The sequence below is a fragment of the Micromonospora sp. U21 genome, from assembly GCF_018070045.1.
Lineage (GTDB): Bacteria > Actinomycetota > Actinomycetes > Mycobacteriales > Micromonosporaceae > Micromonospora.
In genome coordinates this window covers 37,234-63,836 of record NZ_JAGPYK010000011.1, presented here as the reverse complement: position 1 = coordinate 63,836, position 26,603 = coordinate 37,234, and the positions used below count along the sequence as shown (strand labels likewise).

27 protein-coding genes are annotated in these 26,603 nt (G+C 72.4%); 15 read left to right on the top strand and 12 right to left on the bottom strand.

Annotated features, from left to right (window positions below; genetic code table 11):
- The first annotated feature begins 3 nt into the window (after positions 1-3).
- Complete coding sequence (locus KBX63_RS16705) at positions 4-837, top strand: hypothetical protein (protein ID WP_210912162.1); 834 nt, start codon at positions 4-6, stop codon at positions 835-837.
- A gap of 54 nt (positions 838-891) precedes the next feature.
- Here KBX63_RS16705 and KBX63_RS16700 read toward each other — a convergent pair whose 3' ends face one another.
- The 4 genes from KBX63_RS16700 to KBX63_RS16685 all read right to left on the bottom strand — a co-directional run bounded on the left by KBX63_RS16700 (position 892) and on the right by KBX63_RS16685 (position 5,646).
- Entirely contained in the window at positions 892-1,653 is a 762-nt protein-coding gene (locus KBX63_RS16700; protein ID WP_109815705.1) for a LytTR family DNA-binding domain-containing protein, read from the bottom strand.
- Between the two features lie 31 nt (positions 1,654-1,684).
- A complete protein-coding gene (locus tag KBX63_RS16695; protein ID WP_210912161.1) occupies positions 1,685-2,911 on the bottom strand; it encodes a sensor histidine kinase in 1,227 nt (408 codons plus the stop codon).
- Between the two features lie 38 nt (positions 2,912-2,949).
- Positions 2,950-4,521 (bottom strand): sugar transferase, encoded by a 1,572-nt coding sequence (locus KBX63_RS16690; protein ID WP_210912276.1) that lies wholly within the window; start codon positions 4,519-4,521, stop codon positions 2,950-2,952.
- 264 nt (positions 4,522-4,785) lie between these two features.
- Entirely contained in the window at positions 4,786-5,646 is an 861-nt protein-coding gene (locus KBX63_RS16685; protein WP_210912160.1) for an Fpg/Nei family DNA glycosylase, read from the bottom strand.
- A gap of 24 nt (positions 5,647-5,670) precedes the next feature.
- Between KBX63_RS16685 and KBX63_RS16680 the strand changes: the two genes are divergently transcribed.
- A complete protein-coding gene (locus KBX63_RS16680) occupies positions 5,671-6,942 on the top strand; it encodes a glycosyltransferase (RefSeq protein ID WP_210912159.1) in 1,272 nt (423 codons plus the stop codon).
- Positions 6,943-7,271: 329 nt separating this feature from the next.
- Here KBX63_RS16680 and KBX63_RS16675 read toward each other — a convergent pair whose 3' ends face one another.
- The 5 genes from KBX63_RS16675 to KBX63_RS16655 all read right to left on the bottom strand — a co-directional run bounded on the left by KBX63_RS16675 (position 7,272) and on the right by KBX63_RS16655 (position 11,048).
- Complete coding sequence (locus KBX63_RS16675) at positions 7,272-7,994, bottom strand: CDP-alcohol phosphatidyltransferase family protein (protein ID WP_210912158.1); 723 nt, start codon at positions 7,992-7,994, stop codon at positions 7,272-7,274.
- Positions 7,969-9,036 carry an iron-containing alcohol dehydrogenase family protein gene (locus KBX63_RS16670; RefSeq protein WP_210912157.1) on the bottom strand — a complete coding sequence of 356 codons (1,068 nt, stop codon included), beginning with the start codon at positions 9,034-9,036 and terminating at the stop codon, positions 7,969-7,971. Before KBX63_RS16670 ends, KBX63_RS16675 begins: the two co-directional genes overlap by 26 nt.
- The gene (locus KBX63_RS16665) at positions 9,024-9,755 is read right to left on the bottom strand and encodes a sugar phosphate nucleotidyltransferase (protein ID WP_210912156.1); all 732 of its coding nucleotides are present in this window, start codon (positions 9,753-9,755) and stop codon (positions 9,024-9,026) included. The genes KBX63_RS16670 and KBX63_RS16665 overlap by 13 nt, the downstream gene beginning before the upstream one ends.
- A gap of 79 nt (positions 9,756-9,834) precedes the next feature.
- Positions 9,835-10,602: a hypothetical protein gene (locus KBX63_RS16660; RefSeq protein WP_210912155.1), complete on the bottom strand. Its 768-nt coding sequence runs from the start codon at positions 10,600-10,602 to the stop codon at positions 9,835-9,837.
- On the bottom strand, positions 10,599-11,048 hold the full coding sequence (locus KBX63_RS16655) for an NUDIX domain-containing protein (protein WP_307871734.1): 450 nt from the start codon (positions 11,046-11,048) through the stop codon (positions 10,599-10,601). The genes KBX63_RS16660 and KBX63_RS16655 overlap by 4 nt, the downstream gene beginning before the upstream one ends.
- A 114-nt stretch (positions 11,049-11,162) precedes the next feature.
- Here KBX63_RS16655 and KBX63_RS16650 point away from each other — a divergent pair, with 114 nt between their 5' ends.
- From KBX63_RS16650 to corA, 4 genes are all read left to right on the top strand, one after another.
- Positions 11,163-11,555 (top strand): cyclic nucleotide-binding/CBS domain-containing protein, encoded by a 393-nt coding sequence (locus KBX63_RS16650; RefSeq protein WP_210912153.1) that lies wholly within the window; start codon positions 11,163-11,165, stop codon positions 11,553-11,555.
- A gap of 101 nt (positions 11,556-11,656) precedes the next feature.
- Positions 11,657-12,115 (top strand): ester cyclase, encoded by a 459-nt coding sequence (locus tag KBX63_RS16645; RefSeq protein WP_210912152.1) that lies wholly within the window; start codon positions 11,657-11,659, stop codon positions 12,113-12,115.
- 106 nt (positions 12,116-12,221) lie between these two features.
- Complete coding sequence (locus KBX63_RS16640) at positions 12,222-13,316, top strand: PLP-dependent aminotransferase family protein (RefSeq protein ID WP_210912151.1); 1,095 nt, start codon at positions 12,222-12,224, stop codon at positions 13,314-13,316.
- Between the two features lie 320 nt (positions 13,317-13,636).
- Positions 13,637-14,785 carry a magnesium/cobalt transporter CorA gene (gene corA / locus KBX63_RS16635; protein ID WP_210912150.1) on the top strand — a complete coding sequence of 383 codons (1,149 nt, stop codon included), beginning with the start codon at positions 13,637-13,639 and terminating at the stop codon, positions 14,783-14,785.
- A 69-nt stretch (positions 14,786-14,854) separates the two neighbouring features.
- On the opposite strand, the gene KBX63_RS16630 is transcribed toward corA, so the two are convergent.
- Positions 14,855-15,622, bottom strand: a complete 768-nt coding sequence (locus tag KBX63_RS16630) for a hypothetical protein (RefSeq protein WP_210912149.1) — start codon at positions 15,620-15,622, stop codon at positions 14,855-14,857.
- Between the two features lie 84 nt (positions 15,623-15,706).
- Here KBX63_RS16630 and KBX63_RS16625 point away from each other — a divergent pair, with 84 nt between their 5' ends.
- Entirely contained in the window at positions 15,707-16,237 is a 531-nt protein-coding gene (locus KBX63_RS16625) for a peptidylprolyl isomerase (RefSeq protein ID WP_210912148.1), read from the top strand.
- A gap of 100 nt (positions 16,238-16,337) precedes the next feature.
- Positions 16,338-17,252 carry a rhomboid family intramembrane serine protease gene (locus KBX63_RS16620; protein WP_210912147.1) on the top strand — a complete coding sequence of 305 codons (915 nt, stop codon included), beginning with the start codon at positions 16,338-16,340 and terminating at the stop codon, positions 17,250-17,252.
- 41 nt (positions 17,253-17,293) lie between these two features.
- On the opposite strand, the gene KBX63_RS16615 is transcribed toward KBX63_RS16620, so the two are convergent.
- Positions 17,294-17,722 (bottom strand): PH domain-containing protein, encoded by a 429-nt coding sequence (locus KBX63_RS16615; protein ID WP_210912146.1) that lies wholly within the window; start codon positions 17,720-17,722, stop codon positions 17,294-17,296.
- A gap of 130 nt (positions 17,723-17,852) precedes the next feature.
- Here KBX63_RS16615 and KBX63_RS16610 point away from each other — a divergent pair, with 130 nt between their 5' ends.
- From KBX63_RS16610 to KBX63_RS16580, 7 genes are all read left to right on the top strand, one after another.
- Positions 17,853-19,025 (top strand): acetyl-CoA C-acyltransferase, encoded by a 1,173-nt coding sequence (locus KBX63_RS16610; RefSeq protein ID WP_210912145.1) that lies wholly within the window; start codon positions 17,853-17,855, stop codon positions 19,023-19,025.
- 68 nt (positions 19,026-19,093) lie between these two features.
- Positions 19,094-20,095: a phosphotransferase gene (locus KBX63_RS16605; RefSeq protein WP_210912144.1), complete on the top strand. Its 1,002-nt coding sequence runs from the start codon at positions 19,094-19,096 to the stop codon at positions 20,093-20,095.
- Between the two features lie 124 nt (positions 20,096-20,219).
- Entirely contained in the window at positions 20,220-21,245 is a 1,026-nt protein-coding gene (locus tag KBX63_RS16600; protein WP_307871733.1) for a DUF1906 domain-containing protein, read from the top strand.
- Positions 21,246-21,283: 38 nt separating this feature from the next.
- Positions 21,284-21,796: a hypothetical protein gene (locus tag KBX63_RS16595; protein ID WP_210912275.1), complete on the top strand. Its 513-nt coding sequence runs from the start codon at positions 21,284-21,286 to the stop codon at positions 21,794-21,796.
- A gap of 103 nt (positions 21,797-21,899) precedes the next feature.
- Positions 21,900-22,592: a response regulator transcription factor gene (locus tag KBX63_RS16590; RefSeq protein WP_210912142.1), complete on the top strand. Its 693-nt coding sequence runs from the start codon at positions 21,900-21,902 to the stop codon at positions 22,590-22,592.
- A gap of 46 nt (positions 22,593-22,638) precedes the next feature.
- A complete protein-coding gene (locus KBX63_RS16585; RefSeq protein ID WP_247662534.1) occupies positions 22,639-24,069 on the top strand; it encodes a HAMP domain-containing sensor histidine kinase in 1,431 nt (476 codons plus the stop codon).
- A gap of 56 nt (positions 24,070-24,125) precedes the next feature.
- Positions 24,126-24,743 carry a hypothetical protein gene (locus KBX63_RS16580; protein ID WP_210912140.1) on the top strand — a complete coding sequence of 206 codons (618 nt, stop codon included), beginning with the start codon at positions 24,126-24,128 and terminating at the stop codon, positions 24,741-24,743.
- A gap of 67 nt (positions 24,744-24,810) precedes the next feature.
- Here the strand turns inward: KBX63_RS16580 and KBX63_RS16575 are convergent, their stop codons facing one another.
- Positions 24,811-26,412: a ricin-type beta-trefoil lectin domain protein gene (locus KBX63_RS16575; protein WP_210912139.1), complete on the bottom strand. Its 1,602-nt coding sequence runs from the start codon at positions 26,410-26,412 to the stop codon at positions 24,811-24,813.
- Positions 26,413-26,603: the final 191 nt, after the last annotated feature.

Sequence of the window (26,603 nt, the reverse complement as noted above, 5' to 3'; positions counted from 1 at the left end):
CAGATGAGTCACCAACTGTTCGACGAGTTGATCGGTACGCCCCCGCCGCCCCGGGTCGATGTGAAGGGCATCGTCCGGCGGGAGCGGCGGGCCAGGGCCGCCCGGCGGCTCGGCGGCTCGTTGGCCGCCGTGCTGGCTCTGGCGGTGGCCGGCGGCGTCAGCGTCGCCGTACGCCAGGGGGAGCCCGGGGCCGCGCCGGCCACGCCGCAGGCCGTTGCCTCCTCGCCCGCCACGGACACCCGGTTCCGTCTGGTCTTCGACACCGATGAGACGGCCGACGCCACCGCCAGGCGCCTCAGCCAGGAGCTGGACCGGGCGCTCCGGAAGGTGGCGCCCGGCGCGAAGTGGACCTGGATGCCCGACTACCTTGGCGAGCCTCGCAAGCCGGACGGGCAGCCGCCAGAGTTCACACACCGCGGCACCTCGGACTTCGTCGGTAGCTCCTCCGGCATTTCCTACCAGGGGCGCAAGGGTTCCCTGGGCGTGTCGATCACCCCGGACGTGTACCCCGACGCGTCCGCCGGACCGGCCGGGTTCCACTGGCCGTGCCAGCTGCCGCAGGGCATCCGGGAGGACAGCCGTTACCGCAGGGTGTGCGAGCCGGGCACGACCCCGAGCGGCGCGCGGATGAAGATCGAGACGCTGACCGGTAAGCGGCAGAAGAGCGTGCAGTACCTCATCGCGATCCAGTTGCCCGGCAACCGGGCGCTCCAGGCGGACGTGCTCAACATAGTCGGGGTGGACGAGTCCGCGGTTCCCGCGCAGCCGCAGGCTCCGCTGTCCGTGGAGCAGCTGAAGGCGATCGCACTGGCCATCGCCGACCAGGTCAAGGCCTGACGACCGCCGAGGCGGGGGCGGAGCCGACGAAGGTGAGAGGGGCTGGAGCCGGGGTCACCGGTTCCAGTCCTGCTTCGCTGCACGGACCAGCTTGTCCTTCAGCTCCCGGGTGTGCCGCCGGCTCACCGGCAGCTCCGTCCCGTCGATCACCACCACGTAACCGGAGTTGACCAGCCGCAGCTCCGCGATCAACTTCAACTGCACCAGGTACGACCGGTGCACCCGGACGAAACCGGCGTCGGCCCACCGCTCCGCGAGCGTGGCCAGCGAGACCCGGACCAGGTGCGACCCCTCCGCGGTGTGCAGCCGGGCGTAGTCCCCCTGGGCCTCCACCCAGCGCACCGCCGACCGGGGCAGCATCCGGGTGGTGCCGGCCAACTCGATCGGGATGGTCGGGTCCTCCTCAGCCCGGGCCAGCGCCGCCGGATGCGACGGCACCACCCGCGAGCCGATCACCCGGCGCAGCGACTCGGCCAGCCGCTCGGCGCGGACCGGTTTGCGCACGTAGTCGGTCGCCCCCAGGTCGAAGGCGTCCACCGCTCCGTCGTCGTACGCGGTGACGAAGACGATCGCCGGTGGCCGGGCGAACCGGCGCAGAACCCGGGCCAGTTCCATGCCGTCCAGGCCGGGCATCCGGATGTCCAGGAAGACCACGTCCACGTCACCGTCGCGGAGCAGCCGCAGCGCCTCGGTGGCGTCCCCCGCCGTGTGCAGGCGGGCCACCCGAGGGTCGGCCCGCAGGTGGTACGCCAGCTCGTCGAGCGCGGGCGGCTCGTCGTCCACCGCCAGCACCCGGAGGAACCCGGTCGCGCTCACTCAGTGGCCCCCGGTCGCTCGTCGCGCGCGCTCACGATCCGGCCCGCACTCCGGGGTGGAACTTCGGCACCCGCATGCTCACCCTGGTGCCCGAGCCGAGCCCGGTCTCGACGACCAAACCGAACCGGTCCCCGAAGACCGACCGCAGCCGCTCGTCGACGTTGGAGAGGCCGACGTGCTGGCCCGTGTCGTCACCCGGGTCGCCGGTGCTGTGGGCCAGCTCGGCGATGCCCGCGGTCAGCGTGGTCGGATCCATTCCCACCCCGTCGTCCTCCACGGTGATGTGGCATTCGGCGCCCGCGTCCCGGGCCTCGATGCTCACCATGCCTGTGCCCGGCTTGCGGGACAACCCGTGCCGAACCGCGTTCTCCACCAGCGGCTGCAGGCAGAGGAACGGCAGCGTCACCGGCAGCACCTCCGGCGCGATCTGCAACCGCACCTGCAACCGGTCGCCGAACCGGGCCCGCTCGATGGTCAGGTAGCGGTCGATCGACCGCAGCTCCTCGGCCAGCGTGGTGAACTCCCCGTGCGCCCGGAACGAGTACCGGGTGAACTCCGCGAACTCCAGGATCAGCTCGCGGGCCCGCTCCGGGTCGGTACGTACGAACGAGCCGATCGCGGTCAGCGCGTTGTAGATGAAGTGCGGGCTGATCTGCGCCCGCAGCGCCCGGATCTCAGCCCGCGCGAGCCGCTCCCGCGACGAGTCCAGCTCAGCCAGGGCGAGCTGGTTGCCGGCCCAGTGCGCGGTCTCCAGGGTGGCCTGCACCAGCCCGGGCGCCGGCGGGCTGTCGGCGATCGCCACCAGCGCGCCGACCACCCGGGCGTCCGCGCCCTGCAACGGCGCGACCACCGCACCCCGGATCGGGCAGTCGACCCGGTTGCAGTGCAGCTCGGATTCACCGAGCACCGTCGAGCGCCCGGTCTCCATCGTCCGGCGGGCCGCCGCGAGCAGTTGCTCGCCGTGATGCGCGCCGCGTCCGTCGAGGGCGAGCACCTCGTCGGCGTCAGTGAGCGCCAGCCCGACCGCACCCACCAGGGCCCGCAGATGACGTACGGCCTTCGCCGCTCCCGCCGCGCTCAGCCCCGCCCGCAGCGGTTCGGCGGCCAGCCCGGCGGTGTGCAGCACCTCGTAGGTGGCCCGCTGGGTGGCGGTGGCGATGCCCCGGCGGGCACGCAGCCGCAGCACCGCCAACAGGGCCGCGGTCAGCGCGGTGACCAGTGAGACGACGCCGACGACGGCGGAGAGGTTGCCACCCACGCAGCGATCCTGGCCCCTCCGGGCCGGCGAACCAACCCCTAGTACGCGCCCTTTCGGGCGAGCACCACGCCGATGGTGCGCCACAGGATGCTCAGGTCGTACGCCAGCGACCAGTTGTCGACGTAGTAGAGGTCCAGTCGGACGGACTCGTCCCAGGACAGGTCGGAGCGGCCGGAGACCTGCCACAGGCCGGTCATGCCGGGGCGGACCAGCAGCCGGCGGCGCACGTCGCCCAGGAAGTCGCCGTCGTCGGCCGGCAACGGGCGGGGCCCGACCAGCGACATCTCACCCCAGAGCACGTTGATCAGCTGCGGCAGCTCGTCCAGCGAGGAGGCCCGCAGGAAGCGACCCACCGGGAAGACCCGAGGGTCCTCCTTCATCTTGAACAGCATGCCGTCGGTCTCGTTCCGGTCGACCAGGCTGGCCAGTCGATCCTCGGCGTCGACGTACATGGTCCGGAACTTCCACACCCGGAACGTGCGCCCCTCGTGCCCCACCCGGGGCTGGCGGAAGAAGACCGGCCCGGGGTCGGAGATCCGGATCGCCACGGCGATGGAGAGGAAGAGCGGGATCAGCAGCAGCAGACCGAGGCCGGCGGCGACCCGGTCCAGCAGATTCTTGGCGAGCAGCGCCGGCCCGGAGAGGGTCGGCTCCTCGACGTGCAGCAGCGGCAGACCCTCGATTGGCCGGATGTGCACCCGGGGGCCGGCGATGTCGGTCAGCTGCGGGGCGACCACCAGGTCGACGCCGGAGCCCTCCAACTGCCAGGCCAGCCGGCGCAGCTCGCCCGGCTCGGCGCTGGCCGATCCGCAGACCGCGATGGTGTCGCCGCCGACCTCCCGGACCAGGGCCAGCACGTCCCGGCCGGCGTGCACCGGCACCGGGGTCGGCATCCCCCGGGCCGCGGCGTAGCCGTCGGTGATGTGGATGGCGACCGGCACCAGCCCGGCGTTGGGGCTGCGGGTGACCGCCGCGTAGACCTCCAGGCACTCGGGCAGGGTGCCGACCAGCACCATCCGGTGCGCGGCCTGGCCGGCCCGCCGGCGGATGTAGTGCAGGGCCCAGCGGGCCACGAAGCGGCCCCAGAGGATCAGCACGGTGGCGCCGACCAGCGCGGTGCCGACGGTGTACCGGGAGAGCTGGGTCACAGTGGCGAAGGCGAGGAAGGAGACGCTCGCCGCGACGGTCACCGAGGCCCGGATCACCCGCTTGAACTCGTCCGGCCCGAGACCCAGGTAACGCCGGTCATAGGCCCGGTTGCTCCAGAGGATGACCACCCAGCCGAGCGGGAGCAGGAGGAAGGAGACGGTGTGGAACCAGGTCGGGTCCTGCTTGGTGCCGGAGAAACCGGAGGCCGCCTGGTCGAAGAGCTGGATCGCGATCCAGCTGGCGAACGCCGCCGCCCCGAAATCGAGCACGAGCAGGATCGCCGTGTACGGGCGGTGCCAGCGGGAGACACGGCGTCGCGCCCTGGCCCATGCCGACCGGGGGACGCCGTTGTGCGTCGGCGGCGTCGGCGGCTGGATTTCGAAGCTGTCGACGTGCCGCACGAGTCTGCTCCGGCCTTCGTTGGTTACCGGGCGCTGGAGGCTTGCCGTCACCTCACCCATGTCCTCCCGCATGACACGTGCCGCTCACTCGCAGTGAGGGCCCGGGTCGCCCACCGTCCCAGTCTCCCACGCGGGCTCCGACCGGTCGCGGCCCCGGAAAGGATTGGCGACCGATGGTGCCGGCGGGATCTGGCCGGCTCCGCACCATTTCAGAAGCCGGGGACCGGGCCACTATACCGATGGATGCGCGTGTGGCGGGAACCGTGGACCGGAGCTTCTGCTCAGCCGGGTCGATTCCGCTCCGTAACCGCCGAGTGGGATTACTCACCGTACGAGGCGTGACAACCGTCGGTCAGCGAGCGGCTTGCCGCCGGTCTGGCATGTCGGGCAGTACTGGAGGCTGGAGTCGGCGAACGACACCTCCCGCACGGTGTCACCGCACACTGGGCAGGGCAGGCCGGTGCGGGCGTGCACCTTCAACCCGGAGCGCTTCTCGCCCTTCAGCTCCGCCGCCCGCTGCCCGAGGGACCGCTGGACAGCGCCGCCGAGCACCTGCCGGGTGGCCGCGTGCAGGGTGGCCAGCTGGTCGTCGGTGAGCCGGTCGGTGATCGCGAACGGGGACAGCTTGGCCGCGTGCAGGATCTCGTCGGAGTACGCGTTGCCCACGCCGGACAGCACCGCCTGATCGGTCAGCACCCCCTTGACCTGCCCGCGCCGGCTGCGCAGCCGTTCGGTGAAGGTGGGCAGGTCCGCGGCGAGCGCGTCCGGGCCCAGCTTGGCCACGCCGGGCACCGCCGACGGGTCGGTGACCAGGTACGCGGCCAGCTTCTTCTGCGTGCCGGCCTCGGTGAGGTCGAACCCGGAGCCGTCGTCGAGGCGGACCCGCAGCGCGATCGGGCCCTTGCCGGGGCGCAGCGGGGTGGTGGTCGGAAACGCCTCCCGGTAGTGCAGCCAACCCGCCCGGGCCAGGTGGACCACCAGGTGCAGGTCGCCGTCGACGAGCACGTCGAGGAACTTGCCGTGCCGGCGGGCGTCGACCACCGCCCGACCGGCCACCGCGGTCGGTGCCGGGTCGTACGTCTTCAGGGCGCTGATCGCGGCGACCTCGAGCCGGTCGACACGCCGCCCCACGGCGCGCTGCCGCAGGTAACCCGCGAGCGCCTCAACCTCCGGTAGTTCGGGCACCAGCCAACGGTAGCCTTCTTTCCCGTGAGAATCGTGGTGGCACACAACCGGTACCGGGAAGCCCAGCCGTCCGGTGAGAACACGATCGTCGACTCGGAGATCGCTCAGCTCACCGCCGCCGGCGTCGAGGTGCTGCCCTTCATCCGCAGCTCGGACGAGATCCCGTCGATGTCGAAGGTGGCGAAGGCGCTGCTGCCGATCTCACCGATCTGGGCTCCGCGCGCCCAGCACGACCTGAGTCGGCTGCTCACCGAGCACCGACCGGACGTTCTGCACCTGCACAACCCGTACCCGCTGCTCTCGCCGTGGGTGGTGCGGACCGCGCACCGGCACGGTGTGCCGGTGGTGCAGACGGTGCACAACTACCGGCAGGTCTGCTCGTCGGGGATCTACTTCCGCGACGGCGTGATCTGTCAGGACTGCAAGGGCCGGGTGCTGGGGGTGCCGGCCATCAAGCACCGCTGCTACCGCGACTCGGCGGCGCAGAGTGCGCTGATGGCGACCACCCTGGCCGTGCACCGGGGCACGTGGCGGTCGGTGGACCGGTACATCGCGCTCACCTCGGCGATCGCCGATCACCTCCGCGACTACGGCATTCCGGACGAACGCATCGTGGTGAAGCCGAACTCCGTACCCGACCCGGGTCGGCCGGCGCCGCTCGGTGACGGGTTCCTCTACATGGCCCGGCTCTCCCCGGAGAAGGGCGTCGACCTGCTGCTGGACGCCTGGCGTCGGCACCCGGTGGGTGCGCTGGGCACGCTGCGGGTGGCCGGCGACGGTGAGCTGCGCCCACTCGTGGAGGCAGCCGCCGCCGAGCGACCCGACGTGGTCTACCTCGGTCGGCTCGACCGGGCCGGTGTGCAGGCCGCGGTCGAGGCGAGCGCGGTGGTGATCGTCGCCGCGATGTGGCACGACGTGCTGCCCACCGTGATCATCGAGGCGTTGGCGAGCGGCCGGCCGGTGCTCGGTACGGCGCTGGGCGGCATTCCGTACCTGGTCGGGGCGGACGCCCCGCACGAGCCCGCCGGCACCGGGCCGGCCGAGGTCGCCTCCGCGGTCGCCGGGGGAGGTGGCGGGTCACCCATGCCGGCGGGGATCGGCCTGGGCGAGGCCGGTTGGGTGGTGGCCCCGGAGCCGGCCGCGCTCGCGGCCGCCCTGCCGGTCGCCCGCGCCGGTGCGTCCGGGCTGACCCAGGCCGCCCGCGCCCGCTACGAGCGCACCTTCCACCCCGACGTGGTCACCAAGCAGCTCATCGACATCTACGCGGGCCTGGCCCGCACCCCCAACCACGTCTGAGCCTCGTGCAGGGCGGCCCGCGCCGCGCCGCCCTGCACCGCGCCGCAAGCCGGGGCAAGATCGTGCTTGATCCTCCGGCGCGCGCGTTACGCCCGTCGGAGCGGCGCCGCCCCGGTAAGCGATATACCTCAGAGGCATAGATATGACTCCCTGGTATATCGCTGACCAGCGACACTGCCGGCGAGAGGGCTCCGAGGCCGCCACCCGCAGTTAATCCAGCAAGGCGCGCGCCCACCGCGCCGATCTTGCGGTTTCGGTTGCTGATATTAGTGGGATGCCCCATGTGTCCGGACGACAAGTGCGAGATCGCGGAGCAGGGACTGCCGGGGTCAGCGCAGGGAGGCGCGGGCCGAGAACGCGATGCTCGCCAGCAGGAAGCCGCCGTTGACGATGGTGAAGGCGACCATCACCCAGAGGACCAGCGCGGGGGCCACGGCGAGCACCAGGGCGGCCACGAAGACCACCGCGCCGTAGTCGCGGACCAGCTTCACCAGGCGCACCGGCAGCGAGGTCGAGGTGACCATGCTGGCCGCGTTCGGGCCGGCCTGCATCACCGAGGTGACCAGGTTGACCATCCAGGTGCCGGCGAAGGTCGCCACCAGCCAGGTCGGGGTCGACGGCTCCTGCGCCACCGCCGTGGCGGCGAGGGCTGCCACCAGGGCGATCTGCGCGGCCACGTCGCAGAGCACGTCGACGCGGGCGCCGGCCGCGCTGCCCTGGCCGGTCACCCGCGCCAGTTGCCCGTCCGCGCAGTCCAGGGAGTACGCCACCTGCCAGCCGACCAGGGCGAGCACGCCGACCACCCAGGCCGGCACGTCACCGGCCGCGACCGGGCCGGCGAGCGCCACCACGGTGACCGAGGTGGCCAACCCGAGCACCAGGTTGGTGATGGTCAACGCGGTCGGGCGCAGCCCCAGCCGCTGGGCGACCAGCGCGAAGGCGGCGCCCAGCCACTGGCTGATCGACTCGCTGAACAGGCCGCCGCCCCGGTTCACCCGGTGGAAGTCGGCGATGGTGGGACGGGGGTCAGCCAAGCTGGTCGCGGATTGCACCGGCGTAGTCTGCCAGCCGTCCCCGCGTCTCGGTAGGCGACAAGGCCAGGTGCTCGAGGATCGTGTACCGGTCCGGCCGGGTGCGCGGCGCGAACTGCACCGCCTCGACGAACTGGTCGTCGGTCAGCCTCAGATCGCCCGGAACGGTCGCGAGGCCGTGCCGGTGCAGGCAGCGGGCGAGCTGACCGAACCGCTCCGGGTCTCCCCGGAGGAAGGTGCAGAAGAGTGCGCCGAGCCCCACCTGCTCACCGTGTGAGCCGGTGCCGGGATAGAGCCGGTCGATGGCGTGGGAGACCTCGTGGTCTCCGCCGCTGGCCGGGCGGGTCGACCCGGCCACCGAACTCGCGATCCCGCCGAGGATCAGCGCCTCGGCGAGCGTGGTGAGGAACGCGTCGTCCGTGATCTTGCCGGGGTGATTGATGAGTGCCTCGGCGCCGGTTCGCGCCAGCGTCACGGCAAGGCCGTCGATGGGCTCACCGCGGACCTCGTGGGCCAGTTCCCAGTCCGCGCAGGCGCTCACGTTGCTGACCGCGTCGCCGATCCCGGCCTGGGTCTGACTGTCCGGCCCGTTCTCCACGAAGTCCAGGTCCACGATGACCGCGATCGGGATGTGCACCCCGTAGGAACCCTTGCCGCCCTCGTGATCGAGTGAGGCGGTGGGCGAGGCGATGCCGTCGTTGGCGAGGCTGGTCGCCACGGTCACCATCGGGATGCCGTACCGAGTGGCGGCGTACTTGGCGGTGTCGATGGTCTTCCCGCCGCCGATGCCGATCACCGCGTCGTACGAACGGGACCGGAGTCGGTCACCAAGCTCATTCGCGGCGTCGATGGTGCCGCCGGCGACGGTGAAGACGTCGGCCGACCCCAGACTGGGCCGGCACAGCTCGACGATCTTCTCGCCCTGGCCGGGGCCGACCACGACCGCGACGTCACCGCCAGCGGAGATCCGCCGGTCGGCCAGCAGCAGCCCCAGGTCGGCCACCGCGCCCCGCCGGACCTCGATCAGCAGCGGCGTGTTGACCGTACGGGCTAGTAGCGGCACGCGATCTCCCGCGCGCGGGCCAGGTCGGCGTGGTTGTCGACCTCGACCCACGGGACGTCACCGATCGGCGCCGCCCGCACCTCCCCGCCCCGGTCGGAGAACTCCTGGTAGCCGTCCTCGTAGTAGAGGTTCGGGTCGCGCCGCCAGGTCGCCTCCAGCGCGTCGGCGAGGGCGTCGGCGACCTGCGGCTCGATCAGCGTCGCGCCGATGTACTCCCCGTACGCCTCGCCCGCGTCCATCACCTTGGTGATCCGGGTGAGCTGACCGGCGGCGTCGAAGGTGGTCTTCATCTCCTCCTCGGCCAGCGGCTTGAGCGTGTCCACGGCGAGCAGGATGCCCGGCCCACGCTCGGCGAGCAGGGTCTTCTCCACGCTCACCGGGTGCACGGTGTCCCCGTTGACCAGCAGCACCCCGCGCGCGAAGTACTCCCGGGCCAGCCAGAGCGAGTAGGCGTTGTTCCACTCCTCGGCCTTGTCGTTGTGCACCAGGGTGAGCGTGACCCCGTACTGCTTCTCCAGGTCGGCCTGCCGCTCGCGGACCGCGTCCGCCGCGTAGCCGACCACGATCACGACCTCGGTGAGCCCGACCTCGGCCAGGTTGCCCAACGCGATGTCCAGGATCGTGGTGTCCCCGTCCACCGGCACCAACGCCTTGGGCAGAGTGTCGGTGTACGGGCGCAGCCGGCGCCCTGCCCCGGCCGCGAGCACCATCCCGATCATCCCGACATCCTTTCTCGTCCTGCTCCCCGTCACCGGTGGAGGATAGCCCCGGGCGGACGGGCCGCTCCGGCCAACCGGGTCAGCCGGGCAGCGCCGCCAGGTCGGCGAGCATGGTCAACCGCTCCTCCGCGCTGAGCACGGCGTACGGGCCGGCCGCCCGACGGTCGGTCTCCAGCTCGATGGCGAGCCGCTCCGGGCCGGCCGGGAGGGCGGCGATGCTCGTGGCGGTGTGCCCGGCGGCGGTCCAGGCGGCTGCGTGCGCGTCGGCCCGGTGGTAGCGCATCGTGCCGAGTCGGTTGAGCAGCAGCACGCCCGGCGGGGTGCCGTCCGGCTCGTACGGGGGCGCCATCGCGGCGAGTGCCGACCCGTCCCGGTCGTCCTCCTCCTCGGCGAGCACCAGGGCGTACGCCAGCAGCCGGCCGAGTGCCGCCACCAGCCGCGGCACCCGCTCGTCCTGCCCGGCCCACAGCTCCTCGGTGACCTCGGCGTGCACCTGGTACAGCTCGGTGAGGAAGGCGGCACCACGGTCAGTGGCGGAGAGCCCGCCGTCCGGGCGGCGATGGAGCATGCCGTGCGCCACGTGCTTGTCCACGCTCCGGTGGCAGACCACCGGGTCGCGGTACCGGGTGATCGCCGCGAACCCCGGCCCGTCGACCGTGCCGCCGGGCGCGGCCAGCCGGGTGCGCAGCTCCACCAGGAACCCGGTCGCGGCCGGCCCGCCGTACCGCTGGCTCAGCTCGGCGCCTCCACCGTTCCGGCCGGCCAGCATGCCGGCGATGAAGGCCCGGTCGACGGCCGGGGCGAGCAGACCGGCGATCCGGTGCGGCGCCAGCTCGACGGTGTTCACAGACCGATCGACCGCAGGACGGCGAAGCCCTCCTCCGCGATCCGCCGGATGAGCCCGTCGTTGACGTCGCGGTGCTCGTCCAGCAGGGTCACCTCGTGCTCGGCCAGCCAGCGGTACTCGGTGTGCTTGCCGGCCTCCAGCGTCGGGTGGTCCAGGTCGCCGTCCACCCGGACCAGGAAGTCGTACTCGATCCGGGCGAGACCGTCGTCGCCGATGTAGTGGTACTCACCGACCTGACCGAGGACGTGCGAGAGGGTCCAGCCGGTCTCCTCGGTGACCTCGCGGCGGAGCGCCTCGTCGACCCCCTCGCCCGGCTCCAGGTGGCCGCCGACGATGTCCCAGCAGTTGGGAAAGAGGCGTCGGTGCGGCGAGCGGCGCTGAAAGAAGATGCGGCCGTCGTGGTCGACGACCAGCGCGCCGGCGCAGCGCAGGGGCTCGGTGGACACGTTCCGACAGTAGCGAGCGTGCCGGTGCAACTGCGATGCCCGGTCTTGTCCAGGAAACATTCACGGACCACCATGTCGGTACCGGATGCCACCGTCCCAAAGGGGTGATGCGTGATGCAGGTACGGGAAGCGATGTCCAGCCAGGTCCTCGTCGTCGGTCCGGAGCACACGCTCCGCCAGGCGGCCCGGATGATGTCGGCCCGCGGTGTCGGGTCGGCGGTCGTGATCGATCCGGACTCCGAGGGGATCGGGATCATGACCGAACGTGACGTGTTGAAGGCCGTCGGCGCCGGCCTGGACTGCGACGTGGAACGCACCGGCGCTCACCTGACCTGGGACGTGGTCTACGCCGGCCCGGACTGGACGGTGGCCGAGGCGGCCGCCGCGATGGCCCGGGGCGGGTTCCGGCACCTGGTAGTGCTGGACGGCCGTGAGGTGGCCGGGGTGATCTCCGTTCGGGACATCATGCGGGTCTGGGCGGAGAGCCAGGTGGTCGCCGCGAGCTGACCGGACGCACCGGGTTTCCGCCGGGCAGGTGTGCCGGCCGGATCGACGGGTAGGGATTCCCTGCGGGCGCGGAGACGCCGCGGTCCGTGGGGGAGGGTCCGATGCGCGAGGCGGAGCGTCTGGTCGAGCAGCAGTACGCCATGCTCCTGCGTCGGGACGTGGCCCGGCAGCCGGATCTCTACGCCCCGGAGGCGTTCTACGCCATGCCGGGCGTCACGGTCCGCCCGATCGAGCTGCCCGCGCTGCTACGTACCTGGACCGGCGCCTTCCCGGACCTGCGGGTCGACCCGCTGGGCGCGGTGCGCACGGCCGGGGGCGCGGCGGTGGAGCTGCGCCTGAGCGGCACCCACGCCGGCACGCTGCACTCGCCCTTCGGCACCGTCTCGCCCACCGGCCGCACGGTGAGCTGGGAGGTGGCCGACGTGGTTCGGGCCCGCCGGGGACGGATCGTCGCCTGGCGGTCCTACTTCGACTGGAGCCAGCTCCTCGACGCCCTCGGCGTGCACCTGGAGGGACTTTCCCGGGCAGCGCAGCACGACTCGCTCGCCCTTCCGGTCTGATCTGACGCCGACCGGTGGAGTGGGGTCACCCGACCCGGTGGCTCAGGATGCGGACATCGCCGTGCCGTCCGCGCGTCCCCCGCCGCCGCCCGTACGCTCAACATCCATGACCGCCGAGCAGCTGATCTCCTTCGCCCGTGGGGCTCCCTCGCTGGACATCGTCGATGTCGAGGGGCTCAAGGCCGCCGCCGTCCGCGCCTTCGACGCCGACCCAGCCGGGGTCACGGCCTACGGCACCTCCGTCGGCTACGTTCCGCTGCGAAAGTGGATCGCCGAGAAGCACGGGGTCGAGGCCGATCAGGTGCTGGTCACCAACGGGTCGCTGCAGGCCGACGCGTTCCTCTTCGACCACCTGGTCCGCCCCGGCGACGCGGTGGTGGTGGAGCGGCCGACGTATGACCGGACGCTGCTCAACCTCCAGCGGATGGGCAGCGAGCTGCACGGCGTGTCGGTCCAGCCGGACGGCCTGGACACCGCCGAGCTGCGCAAGCTGCTGGAGTCCGGGGTTCGGCCCCGGCTGGCGCACGTCATTCCGAACTACCAGAACCCGGCCGGCATGACGCTCTCCCTGGAGAAGCGCCGGGAGCTGCTCGACCTGGCCGCCGAGTACGAGTTCACGATCTTCGAGGACGACCCGTACGCGGACATCCGGTTCCGCGGCGAGGCGCTGCCGTCGATGCTCTCGCTGGACACCCGCAACGTGGTGGTGCACGCGTCGAGCTTCACCAAGACGGTCTGCCCGGGCGTGCGGGTCGGCTACCTGGTCGGCCCGGCGGATCTGATCGCCGACATCGCGAGGAACGCGACCAGCCTCTACATCTCGCCCGGCATGGTGTCCCAGGCGATCGTGCACCAGTTCTGTATCTCGGGCGAGATCGACCGCTCGATCGAGACCGTCCGGGCGGCGCTGGGCGAGCGGGCCCGGGTGCTCGCCGAGTCGCTGCGCCGGCACCTGCCGCAGGCCCGGTTCGTGGAGCCCGACGGCGGTTACTTCCTCTGGGTGGACTTCCCGGACGACGTGCTGGTCGACCGGCTCGCCCCCGCGGCGGCCGAGCGTGGGGTCGCGGTGGTCAAGGGCAGCGACTTCATGCTGGACGGCGGGCAGCACGCCCTGCGCCTGGCCTTCTCGGCGGTCACCGCCGATCGGATCGACGAGGGTGTCCGCCGGCTCGCGGCGGCCGTCGAGGCCGTCCGCGGCTGAGCCTTCTGTCAGATTCCCGACAGAAGGACGATGCCGGCCGTCCCGGGACTCCCGCCCGGGCGGCCGGCGGCTCACAATGCTGCGAGCGTCACTCATCAGGTGTAGTGGAGATCACCGCCCGGTTCCCGGGCCGCCGCCACCACCGGTGACGCGTGCAGCACAACCCCCGCCCCCACGGGCGCCGGGTGGGCCGTGTCGTCCCCGCACCCCCCGATGCGGCCCGGCCCGCCCGGCGCCGCCCCACGCGACCGCCGTCACACCTGCCCTTCGTCGCCTCCGGCGTAGCCTCAAGCCGCAGCCGAGCGCGGGGAGGTGGCGCGATGACGGATCGGGCAGATCAGGGCGGGATGGCACCGTCGCACACCGGTCGTGTGCTGCGACCCCGGGCGTGGCCGTCCCCGGTCCGGGCGATGACCCGGATCCTCCACGCCGACGGCTCGCCGCCCGCGCCGACCCCGGCCGGCGCCGGGCGCAGCGGCGTCGTCGACTGCGCGCTCTACGTCGACGGCAAGCGGCAACCCGGCGACTGGACGTACGCGGACGCGCTGGCCGCGGCCCGCCGGGAGGAGCACGGCTTCGTCTGGCTGGGGCTGCACCAGCCCGAACTGATCGAGATGACCGCCATCGCGGAGACCTACGGGCTGCACGAGCTGGCCGTCGAGGACGCGGTGAAGGCCGAGCAGCGCCCCAAGTTGGAGCGGTTCAACGACGTCAGCTTCCTGGTGCTGCGTACCGCCCGGTACTGCGAGCACGCCGAGCTGACCGAGAACTCCGAGGTCGTCGAGACCGGCCAGGTGATGCTCTTCATCGGCCCGAACTTCCTGATCAGCGTCCGGCACGGCGACGCGAGCCGGCTCTCTCCGGTCCGTGCCGACCTGGAGACCAAGCAGGAGCTGCTGCTCCAGGGCCCGTGGTCCGTCGCGTACGCGATCACCGACCGGGTGGTCGACCTCTACCTGGAGGTCGCCGAGCAGCTCGAGGACGACCTCGACGTGCTGGAGGCCGAGGTCTTCGACCGCAACGGTCACGGGCGGATCCAGCGGATCTACCAGATGAAGCGGGAGCTGGTGGAGTTCAAGCGGGCCGTGGTGCCGTTGCAGCGGCCGCTGATGACGCTGACCTCGCAGGTCAATCGGGAGGTGCCGAAGGAGATCCGGCGCTACTTCCGGGACGTGCAGGACCACCTCAGCCGCACCGTCGAGCAGGTGAACTCCTACGACGACCTGCTGAACTCGATCCTCCAGGCGCGGCTGGCCCAGGTCACCGTCGACCAGAACAACGACATGCGCAAGATTGCGGCGTGGGCGGCCATCGCCGCGGTCTGGACCGCCATCGCGGGCATCTACGGGATGAACTTCGACAACATGCCCGAGTTGAAGATGACCTACGGCTATCCGGTCGTGCTCGCCCTGATGCTGGGCATCTCGCTCGGCCTCTACCGCTGGTTCCGCCGTAACGGCTGGCTCTGACCGGCCGCGCAGAAGCGCCGGCGGGCGCGGGGAACCCGCGTCGCCGGCGCTCAGTGCGCTGCCGCTGTGTCAGCGGCGGCCGTTGGTGCGGGCGGTGTTCTTGCCCAGCGCCTTGGTGAGGTCGTCGGCCGGGCGCCCGGAAGCGTCCTTGGCGCCCTCGGCGACCGAGGGGACCTTGTCGGTCGGGCGCACGCCGGTCGGCTTGGCCGCACCGGTGGTGCTGGCGCTGTCGCCGCCGGCCACCGCCGAACTGCCGGCGCCGGTCATCCCGGCCATGGTGGACCCGTCGCTCCCCTTGGGGGCGGAGGCGGTGCGCACCTCGATCGAATCCACCTCGTCGCGCATCGGCTCCAGGGTGCGGGTCGGGTCGTACTCGGCCCACTCCTGCTGCTCCCGGCGGCGGCGCAGGGCGACCGCGCCGGCCAGCCCGGCGATCGCACCCGCCGCGAGCAGGCCGGTCATCATCGAGCCGCGACGGCGCGGCTGCTTCTTCTTGCCGGTGATCCGCATGTTCTTCGACCTGGCCTTCCTGGTCAGCGGCTCTGCCTGCGCGGCGCCGTCACGGGCCGCCGCGGCCAGCGGTGCCAGCGTGGTGAGTGTCGTCCCCCAGCCGGTCGAGGCGCGGTCGCGCACGATCGCCGCGGCCGGCCCGACGTAGCCGCGGGCCATCTGGACCCGTGGACCGACCGTCGCACCCGCGCCCTTGGCGGCGTGGTTGGCTGCCTGCACCAGGTGGCTGATGCTCTGGTTCAGCTCGGCCTTGGCCAGCTGCCCCTCGGACTTACGCCGCCCGATTCCAAACACGGTCCCACCTCCTGGGAGTTGTTCCTTCGTCATCCTCCACCTTCGGATGCCTCCGCGATGCCAGATCGGGCACATGGGAGGATCCGCATGGAACTGACCAACGAGTGAGGAGTACCCGTGGCCGAGGCTGTCTACGCCACCTTGCACACCAACGCTGGCCCGATCCGGCTGGAGCTCTTCCCCAACCACGCGCCGAAGACGGTTCGCAACTTCGTCGACCTGGCCGAGGGCAACCGGGAGTACACCGACCCGCGCACCGGTCAGCCGGGCAGCGGTCCGTACTACGACGGCACCATCTCGCACCGGGTGATCAGCGGCTTCATGGTCCAGATGGGCGACCCGACCGGCACCGGTCGGGGCGGGCCGGGCTACAAGTTCGCCGACGAGTTCCACCCGGAGCTGCGCTTCGACCGGCCGTACCTGCTGGCGATGGCGAACGCCGGGCCGGGCACCAACGGTTCGCAGTTCTTCATCACCGTGTCCCCGACGCCGCACCTCAACAACCGGCACACCATTTTCGGCCAGGTGGCCGACGAGCAGTCGGTGAAGGTCGTGGACTCGATCGCGAGCACCCCGACCGGCCCGAGCGACCGTCCGCTGCAGGACGTCGTCATCGAGCGGGTCGAGATCGAGCGGTCCGCTGCCTGATCGACGGGCGAGGTACCTTTGCTCGCATGATTGAGCGCTCCGGAGCACCGCACCGGCTGGCGCCGGTGGACCGCGCGGTGGCGGACGGAGGGTCGGCCCGGTGAGCGAGTCTCCGCCGACCACCCCGGTCTGCTACCGGCACCCCGGCCGGGAGACCTACGTCCGGTGCTCCCGCTGCGACCGGCCGATCTGCCCGGACTGCATGCGGGAGGCGTCCGTCGGGCACCAGTGCCCGGAGTGCGTCAACGAGGGACGTCGCAGCGTCCGGCCGGCGCGTACCGCCTTCGGTGGCGGTACCGCCGGCCGGCACGGCTACGTCACCAAGGCGCTGATCGCGCTGAACGTGCTGCTCATGCTGCTCTCCATCGCCTCCGACCGTGGTGGGGACGCGGCGGTGGGCGGCTCCGGCTTCGGCGGCCTGATGGGCGGCAGCACGCCGCTGACCAACTGGGGTTCGGTGCTCGGCCTGGCCGTCTTCCCCGATGGCACGCTCGGTGGGGTCGCCGACGGCGAGTGGTACCGGCTGGTCACCGCGATGTTCCTGCACTACGGCGTGATCCACCTGCTGCTCAACATGTGGGCGCTGTGGGTGCTCGGCCGGTCGCTGGAGGCCAACCTCGGGCCGCTGCGCTTCGGCGCGCTCTACCTGATCGCCGGTCTCGGCGGCAACGTCGCCGCCTACCTGTTCAGCGCCCAGAACTCGGCCACCGCCGGTGCGTCCACCGCCGTCTTCGGCCTCTTCGCCGCACTGATCATCATCGAACGCAAACTGGGGCGGGACATCTCCCAGGTGATCCCGATCCTGGTGATCAACCTGGTGTTCACGCTGACCGTGCCCGGCATCTCGATCCCGGGGCACCTGGGTGGCCTGGTGGTCGGTGGGGCGATGGCCCTGGTGCTCGCGTACGCGCCACGCGGTCGGCGCACGATGGTGCAGGTCGCTGGCGGGTCGATCATCCTGCTGATACTGCTCGGCCTGGTCCTGTTCCGCACCGCGCAACTGCTCGCCGGCTGACCGGTCGGATCACTGGTGCCGCCGCCGCTGACGCCGGGCGATCAGGCAGGGCGGGCGGTCCGCAGCGCCTCGGCGACCTCGTCCGGGGAGGCCCCCAGGTCGTACCGACCGAACAGGTGCAGCGACTCCCCGGCGTCGATCTCCAGCAGTTCGGTGGTCAGACCGAGCCGGGGCCGACGGTCCACGGTGATCCGCTCGACCGTGGCCCACGGGAGCAGCCGGCGGCCGGCGAAACCCTGGGCGACGAGCACGCCGGCCGGGTCGAGGGCGAGTCGGACCGGCGCCAGCAGGTCGCGCAGCGCCCAGCCGACCAGACCGGCGACGACCAGCCCGATCAGTGTCAGCTGCACCGGGTCGCCTTCGGCGAGGAGCAGGCCGAGCGCCACCAGGACGACCGCGCCGGCCAGCTTCGCCAGCGGTACGCCCGCCGGCACCCGCCACTGCCGGACCGGGAAAGCTTCGGCATCCATCCGGCCAGCATGCCAGCGTTCACCGGGCGACCGCGCCCGGCACCCGTCAGGAGGCGGACCGGACCGGGGGCGGACGGCCGGTTCATGGACGACGTAGGATCGGGACATCCCAAGTTACCGGGGAGTAAACATGAGTGACGCGGTCATCGTCGGCGCGGTACGCACTCCGGTCGGGCGGCGCAAGGGCAGTCTCGCCGGCGTCCACCCGGTCGATCTTTCAGCGCACGTGCTGCGCGCTCTCGCCGAGCGCACCGGGCTCGACCCGGCGCAGGTCGACGACGTCTTCTGGGGCTGCGTGTCCCAGGTCGGCGAGCAGTCCTGGAACATCGCCCGCAACGGGGTGCTCGCCGCCGGGTGGCCCGAGACCGTGCCCGGCACCACGCTGGACCGGCAGTGCGGCTCGAGCCAACAGGCGCTGCACTTCGCCGCCGCGACGGTCCTCTCCGGCCAGGCCGATCTGGTGGTCGCCGGCGGGGTGGAGTCGATGACCCGCGTGCCGATGGGCTCCAGTGTGGCCGGCGGCATGCCGTTCAGCGACCAGCTGCGGGCCCGCTACCGGGGCGTGGAGGGCTTCGCCGACGACGCGGCGCTGCCGTTCAACCAGGGGGTCGGGGCCGAGCTGATCGCCCAGCGGTGGCGTTTCTCGCGTACCCAGCTCGACGAGTTCGCGCTGGCCAGCCACGAGAAGGCGGCCGCCGCGCAGGACGCTGGCGCGTTCGACCCGGAGCTGGCACCGGTGCCGCTTGCCGACGGCGGCAAGTTCGCCGCCGATGAGGGCATCCGCCGGGACACCTCGCTGGAGAAGCTCGGCGAGCTGGCCACCCCGTTCCGCGCCGACGGGGTGGTGACCGCGGGTTCCGCGTCCCAGATCTCCGACGGCGCGGCGGCCCTCGCGGTCACCACCGGCGAGTGGGCCAGCCGGCACGGGCTGCGCCCGCTGGCCCGGATCCACACCGCCGTGGTCGCCGCCGACGACCCGGTCACCATGCTCACCGCGCCCATCCCGGCTACCGCGAAGGCGCTGCGCCGCGCGGGGCTGGGCATCGAGGAGATCGGGGTGTACGAGGTGAACGAGGCGTTCGCCCCGGTGCCGCTGGCCTGGCTGGCGGAGACCGAGGCGGACCCGGAGCGGCTCAACCCGCGCGGCGGGGCGATCGCCCTCGGCCATCCGCTCGGTGGCTCCGGTGCCCGGATCATGACCACGATGCTCCAGCACATGCGGGACAACGGCATCCGCTACGGCCTGCAGACCATGTGCGAGGGCGGTGGCATGGCCAACGCCACCATCGTCGAGCTGCTCTGACTCCCGCCCCGGTCGTTCCGGGGAAAAGGCCTCGCCCCGCCCCGGCTGGGCCGCCTAGGGTGCGCACTGTGACGACGATCGCCGGTGAGCGCGCCCCCGACTGGTCCCGGGAGCAGTGGCAGGTGCGGGCCCGTTCCTGGGTGGACGCGCAGCTGAGCCAGGCCGGCCTGCGGGTGACCGGGCCTGTGCAGCCGCGGGAGCGCCCGTGGTCGCTGGTGTGGCGGGTGCCCGCCGACGGCGGGCCGGTCTGGTTCAAGGCCAACAACCCGGGCACGGTGCACGAGGCCGTCCTGATCGCGGCGCTGGCCGGGCTGGCGCCCGAGCGGGTGCTCACACCGATCGCGGTGGACCCGGCTCGCGGCTGGTCGCTGCTGCCTGACGGCGGAGAGTCGCTGCGGGACGTGCTGGGCCGCGACCCGGACCTGGCGCACTGGGAGCGGGCGCTGCCCGGGTATGCCACGCTCCAGCTGGCCAGCGCGCCCCGGGCCGACGAACTGATCGCCCTCGGCGTGCCGGACCACCGTCCCGAGGCGCTAGCCGGGCTGCTCGCGGAACTGCTCGACGATCGCGAGTCGCTGCGGATCGGCGACGAGGACGGGCTCAGCCCGGAGACGTACGAGCGGCTGCGGGCCGAGTTGCCGGCGTACGCCGAGCGGTGCCGCCGGCTCACCGACATCGGCATCCCGGCCACCGTGCAGCACGACGACCTGCACGACGGCAACGTCTTCGCCGGCCCGGACGGGTACCGCTACTTCGACTGGGGCGACGCCTCGGTGGCGCATCCGTTCGGCACGCTGCTGGTGACCCTGCGCTCGGTCCAGTACGCCACCGAGCTGTCGGCCGACGACGCCCGGCTGGCCCGGGTGCGCGACGCCTACCTGGAGGCGTGGACCGACCGGTACGACCGCCGTACCCTGGTCGAGGCCGCTGACCTGGCGGTGAGCCTGGGCGCGGTGAGCCGGTCGCTCTCCTGGCGGCGGGCCCTGGACACCGCCGACCCGGCCCGCGCCGAGTACGCCGAGGCGGTCCCCGGCTGGTTGGCGGAGCTGGTGAAATCCGACGCGGCCTGAGGCCGTGCCGGCCATCCCTGGCGGCCGTCCACGGGTCGCCGGCACCGGTCTGGACAGGCGGCGGGCCGAGCGGGCAGGATTTGGTGCTGGCCCCGCCCACCGTCCACATCAGATCGGGATGCACGTGACGATCAGCCCTCGTCGGTTCGACCCGCCTCGTGGCAGCTACCGGGTTCTCGCCGCGTTGGCGGTTGTGGTGTTCGCGGTGGGCGTCGGGCTGACCGGCACCGCTCGGCCGGCGCGGGCCGCTGCCGCGTACGACGGGCCACAGCCCGGGACGTTCACCGGGCTGGGGTTCGACACCTGCGCCGCTCCGTCGAACGCGGCCATGAAGGCGTGGCTGCAGTCGCCGTACCGGGCGGTCGGCATCTATATCGGTGGCGTCAACCGGGGCTGTGCCCAGCCCAACCTGACCCCGAGTTGGGTGGCGACCCAGCAAGCGGCCGGCTGGCGGCTCTTCCCGCTCTACGTCGGCCTCCAGGCGCCCTGCTCGACGTACCAGCGGAAGATCGACCCGGCTCGGGCCGCGGCTCAGGGCCGTGAGGCAGCCGACGACGCGGTCCGCAATGCCCGCGGCCTCGGTCTGTCCCCTGCCAGCATGATCACGCTCGACATGGAGAGCTACCCGGCCGGGAACCCTGCCTGCACCGCGGCGGTCAACTCCTTCGTGAGCGCGTGGACCACGCGCCTGCACCAGCTGCGGTTCCTCTCCGGCTTCTACACCAAGGTCACCTCGGCGGGCTTGGCGGACCAGGTGGCGGTCTACCAGCGGCCGGGGCATGCCCGCCCTGACATGATCGACTTCGCCCGCTGGGACGGCGTCCAGACGGTGTCGGACAGCGCCCTGCCGGCGTCGTACTGGATGCCCGGCCGTCGGATGAAGCAGTACCGAGGCGACCACCACGAGACCTGGGGCGGGGTGCGGATCAACATCGACAGCAACTACCTCGATCTTCGGCAGCCGCGGCTCCAGCCGAGTTGGTTGCTGCGTAGGGTCTTCCGGGACCTGCCCCGGATCCTCAACCGGCTCGGCGCGCTGCCGCCGGCCCGCTGCCGCCGGCCCGCTGACGCCGGTCGGCCGCCCGTCAGGGGCTCGATGTCGGACAGCCGGTGCGACACCGCGCGTGGAAGTTCCAAAAAACGGTCGTGACCCACGTCACTCCCCCGCCGGATGTCGTTGGGCAGGTCATGGACGTCTTCTCCCGAACGTTCCTTCCGGCCGCCGCCGAGGCTGGCCTGGCCGTGCAGACCCTGAGCCGGCACATGCCGGTCTTCCGGCGCTGTGTCGGCTCCGGTGACGCCACCATCCTGGTCACCCGCTGCAGCCGCCCGGACCTCCCGGTCGCCGGCGACTACCTGCTGCTGCTCACGCACCGTCGGTTGGTGGTGACCCAGCAGACCCGGCTGCTGCACCGGCTGCGTCTGCACCTCAACACCGAGCTGCGTGAGCTGAGCAATGTCACCTGGAGCCCCGACCCGCGGCTGCACTCGGTCGAGCTGGCCGCCACCGCCATCGACGGGATCCGCGAGCGGTTCCTGATCCGCACCACCCACCCGAAGCGGGTGTGGCAGCTCGACGCCCTGCTCAACCACGCCTTCCGGACCCGTCTGCGGACGCCCCGCGAGCGGATCGTCGCCACTATCGGCGAGGTGCCGGCCGCCGCGCGGCCCAGCGTGTTCCGCCCCGCCGTGGCGCGCTGACGCTCCACCGCCCCACCGCTCGCGGCGGCCTTCCGCCCCGCCTTTACCGAACTCGAACACGCGCCGAGCGCGCCGGGCGCACCGGGTCGGCGATCATTGGTCCGTGACCGTCGAACCGCCGCACCGCGGGCTCGTCCTCGTGGTCGAGGACGAGCCGGCCATCGCCGACCTGGTCCGGCTCTACCTCACCCGCGACGGGTTCGGCGTCCACCTGGAACGGGACGGCGAGGCCGGCCTGGCCGCCGCCCACCGGCTGCGTCCGGTGGCCTGCGTCCTGGACATCGCCCTGCCCGGGCTGCCCGGCACCGAGATCTGCCGCCGGCTGCGCGAGGGCGGCGACTGGACCCCGGTCATCTTCCTCACCGCCCGGGACGACGAGGTGGACCGGATCGTCGGCCTGGAGTTGGGCGCCGACGACTACGTCACCAAGCCGTTCAGCCCTCGGGAACTGGTCGCCCGGGTGCGCGCGGTGCTGCGCCGCTCCGCCGGCGGCCCGGAGGGTGCGGACCGGCCGCGCGTCGTCGGTCCGGTGACGCTCGACCCGGCCCGTCGGACGGTCACCGCCGCCGGCGCCCAGGTGCAGCTCACCTCCACCGAGTTCGACCTGCTGGCCCACCTGATGGCCCGGCCCGGGCGGGTCTTCACCCGGGAGGAGTTGTTGGCCGGCGTGTGGGGCTACGCCGCACACGCGGGCACCCGCACCGTCGACGTGCACGTCGCTCAGGTGCGGGCGAAGCTCGGCCCGGCCAGCGTGATCCGGACCCACCGGGGCGTGGGGTACGCGGCCGATGCCTGACCATCCCGGCCGGCAGCAGCCCACGGCGCGACCCGAGTCGCCGACCATGGCGCTGCCGGTGATCGGCGCCCAGCCCCCGACCGCACCCCGGCACAGCCGGTTCGGTCGGACGCTGACCACCCGGGCGGTGCTGGTCACCTGTGCCGTGGCGCTGGTGTCGGTGCTGGTCACCGCGATCGTCGCGGTGCCGCTGGCGATCCGGGGCGTGGAGCGACGCGATCAGGAGGCGCTCGCCGCGCAGGCCCGACTCGCCGCCGAGGTACTGCGGACCCGGCTGGACCGGGGTCGTACCGCCGACGAGGAGCGGCTCATCCAGCAACTGCGCGCCCAGGGCATCGACGCGTACCTGATCCGGCGGGGGGCGGTCGACCGGCCGGGCCTGCCACCCCGGGTGGTGCAGCGGATCGAGCAGGGCCGCAACGTGTCGGTCCGCCGCCCGGTCAACGGCCGGCGCGCACTGGTCGAGGGCCGGGCGCTGCCCGGCGGCAACGGGGTGGTGCTCTCGCGCGCCTCGACGACCGGGCTGTGGCGGCAGGTGCTGCTCAGCCTCTGGCTACCGCTGGTGGCCGGGCTCGCCGCCGGGGTTGTGGCCGGGCTGCTGCTGGCCCGCTGGCTGGCCCGGCCGATTCGCGTCGCGGCCACCGCCGCCGCCCGTCTGCGCGCCGGGGACCGCGCGGTCCGGGTGCCGGTCGAGCCGCCGGACGAGGTCGCCGACCTGGCCGAGGCGTTGAACGGGTTGGCCGCCGCACTGGCCACCAGCGAGGGCCGCCAGCGGGAGTTCCTGCTCTCCGTCTCGCACGAGCTGAGGACCCCGTTGACGGCGATCCGTGGGTACGCCGAGGCGCTGGCCGACGGCGTGATCGACGCGGACGGCACGGCTGGCACCGGCCGGACGGTGCTGGCCCAGGCCCAGCACCTGGACCGGTTGATCGGCGACCTGCTGGCGTTGGCCCGGCTGGAGGCCGCCGACTTCCCGCTGGAACCGGTGCCGGTGGACCTGGCCCGGCTGGCCGTCGACGCCGAGGCGACCTGGTCGGGCCGTTGCGCGGCGGTCGGAGTGCTGTTCCGGCTGGAGACGCCCAGCGGGCCGGTGTCGGTGTACACCGATCCGGGGCGGATCCGGCAGGTGGTGGACGGGCTGCTGGAGAACGCGCTGCGGGTCGTACCCCCGGGGGCGCCGGTGGTGCTCGCGGTCCGGGCGGCCGGCGCGGACCCGGCCGCCGGCGGCGTGCTGGAGGTCCGCGACGGCGGGCCCGGCTTCACCGACGACGACCTGGCGGTGGCGTTCGAGCGGGGTGCGCTGCACCAGCGTTACCGGGGGGTGCGCAAGGTGGGCAGCGGGCTGGGACTGGCACTGGCCGCCGGGCTGGTCCGCCGGCTGGGCGGGGAGATCGCCGCCGGTCACGCGCCGGAGGGCGGTGCCGCATTCACGGTCCGGCTGCCCGGTGATCCTTACCAGACCCGAACATCGGCCTGACGCTCCGCTCGTCGTCGGCGGGCAGGCTGGGGGCTCCACGGACGAGAGGGAAAGTCATGCCACGTTGGGGATTCGCCGCCGCCACCACGTCACTGCTCGCGGCGGTCGCGCTCGGCGTCAGCGGCTGCGGCGCGGCCGAGGTGGCCAGCCAACCCGCCCGGGAGGCCGCGGTCGAGGTCGCCGCGGCGATGGGTGTGGAGGGCCAGGCACTGGCCGCCATGGGCTTCGACGCCAACGACCTGGACGTGCAGACCGTTGCCGCGCCGGCCGCCCCGGCACCCGGCGGGTCGGCCACGCCCGGTGCGTCCCCCAGCGTCGAGGAGAAGGCCCGGCAGAAGCGCGGCGAGGAGTGGCGCACGCGCCGCCAGGCCCGGGTGCTGCTGCGTAAGAACACCCTGCACGGTGAGGCGGTGGTGCAGACCAAGGACGGCGGTACGAAGACCGTTGCCGTGCAGCGCGGCGAGGTGACCGCGATCGACGGTGACTCGATGACCGTGAAGTCCACCGACGGCTTCACCATGACGTGGACCTTCGGCGACGACCTGCGGGTCGTCGAGCGGCGCGCAACCGTGCAGTCGAGCGAGGTCAAGGTCGGCACGACGTTCGGCGTCGCCGGTGCGAAGGACGGCGACAAGGGCGTGGCCCGCCTCATCCTCATCCCCCACACCAAGTAGGCGCCCAGTGCAAGGAAGGGCCCCTTGTTAACGCCAGGCGTTAACAAGGGGCCCTTCCTTGCACTGGTCAGTAGACGCGGGAGCCGATGAAGTCGTCGTGACCGTAGCCGACCGGGTTGGCGGCGGTCCGGGGCTCGTACGACCACTGCTGCCGGCTGCTGGTGGAGCAGCCGGCCAACCGCAGCCGAGGGCTGCCCAGCCACGGGTTGTCGAACGCCACGCAGAGGTTGCTGGCGCCGGCCGGCTTGATCTGGTTGCCGGCGAAGACGAACTGCTGGGCGGGGGTGCCGTTGCAGTCGTAGATGTTGACCGCGGTCCCGGAGGTCAGCGACCCGTTGGCGATGTCGAGGCAACGGTCGTGGGAGAGCTCGGAGTGCAGCGACCGCCGGCCTGCGTCGTACCAGAAGCCCTGGTTACGCCCACCGTGGCAGGCGTACGGCTGCTGGATGGTGCCGTTGCGGGAGTCGTACCCCTTGCCGTCGACACAGGTGCGGGTGGCCAGGTTGCGCAGTTGCTTGAACTCCAGCAACCCCGGGTGGAGCACTCCGCTGCCGGTGCTGGCCGGGTCGACGCAGCTGGCCCGCTCCTGCCCGGAGTTCCAGAACTGGGTGATGCACTGGGCGAACATGCCGTGCCCGCGGGCGTTGGGGTGGAACGACTGCCGGGCGGCGTTCTCGTCCCAGATCCCCACCTCGATGTAGAGGCCGCGGACCGAGGTGTTGTCGGTGCATACCTCGTGGCCGTGGAAGAGCCGGCTGGCATCCAGGTAGCGGGTGCCGGTCTGGGTGGCCGCGGCGCGCAGCGCCGACTCGAACATCGGCACGGCCTTGTTCCGGGCGAACGCCGCGTCGGCCAGGTAGAGCAGGCAACCACCGGAGTACCAGCCGGGGAAGTTCGGGTTGTCCTCCACGTCCGGGCTGCCGGGGCTCGGGTACGACATGAGCACCAGTTCGTAGTCCGAGCGCAGGTAGCCGGCGCTGGTCATGGTCTGCCGGATGTCGGTGAGCGCGTCGACCACGGCCTGACGACTGCCGTCGGTGCGGATCGTCCACTGGTCGGTGTAGCGCGGGTAGCAGGGACCCTGGAAGAAGACCCGGCTGATCGCGCAGTCGGTGGCGACCGGGCCGAACTGGATCGTGCCGTCGCCGTTCGCGCCGACGACCACCCAGATCAGCTTCACGTGCGTGTTACGCGCCTTGATCCCCAGGTAGTCGCCCTGGTTCAGCTCGTTGTGCTGGGTCGGGCCGCCGGCGATCAGGTTCCACGGGGTGGCACCGGAGCAGGCCAGGTTGTACTGCGCGTCCGAGGAGATGCCGGTGCGGAACAGCGCCTGGTCGTACGAGCGGTCGCACCAGTTGCCGGGCTGGTGGGTGCCGGGGACGTAGTTGCCGACCCCCTCACCGGAGATCTCGCTGTCACCCATGGTGATCAGCGCGGTGCGGCGCTGGTCGATCGGGCGGATCGCCGGGCTGCCGTAGAGGGCGGTCGCCTCGGCGGCCCGGATGGCTTCCAGGTTGGCGGGGAGTGGTTGGACGGTCGGCCGGTCGGCTGCGGTGGCGGGGGCGGCCGGTCCGGCGAGCATCGGCAGGACGAGAGCGGCGACGGCGACGGCGACGGTGAGGGCCCGTCGTCGGGTCGCGCGTTCGGGCCTGGCGGGGGTAGCAGGCATCGACGCACTCCTTTCGGCTCAATCGCGGGACGTCGATTGAGTTACCAGACGGTAACGTGCCGATCAACGGATGTGAATGCGCTTCGGATCCTTGCGCGCGGGATGCAGAACCGCCCGGATCGGACGATCCGGGCGGCGTGCTCAGCGGTCGGGCTTCTGTCGGCGCGTCCGATGCCGTTCTCGCCCGGCGA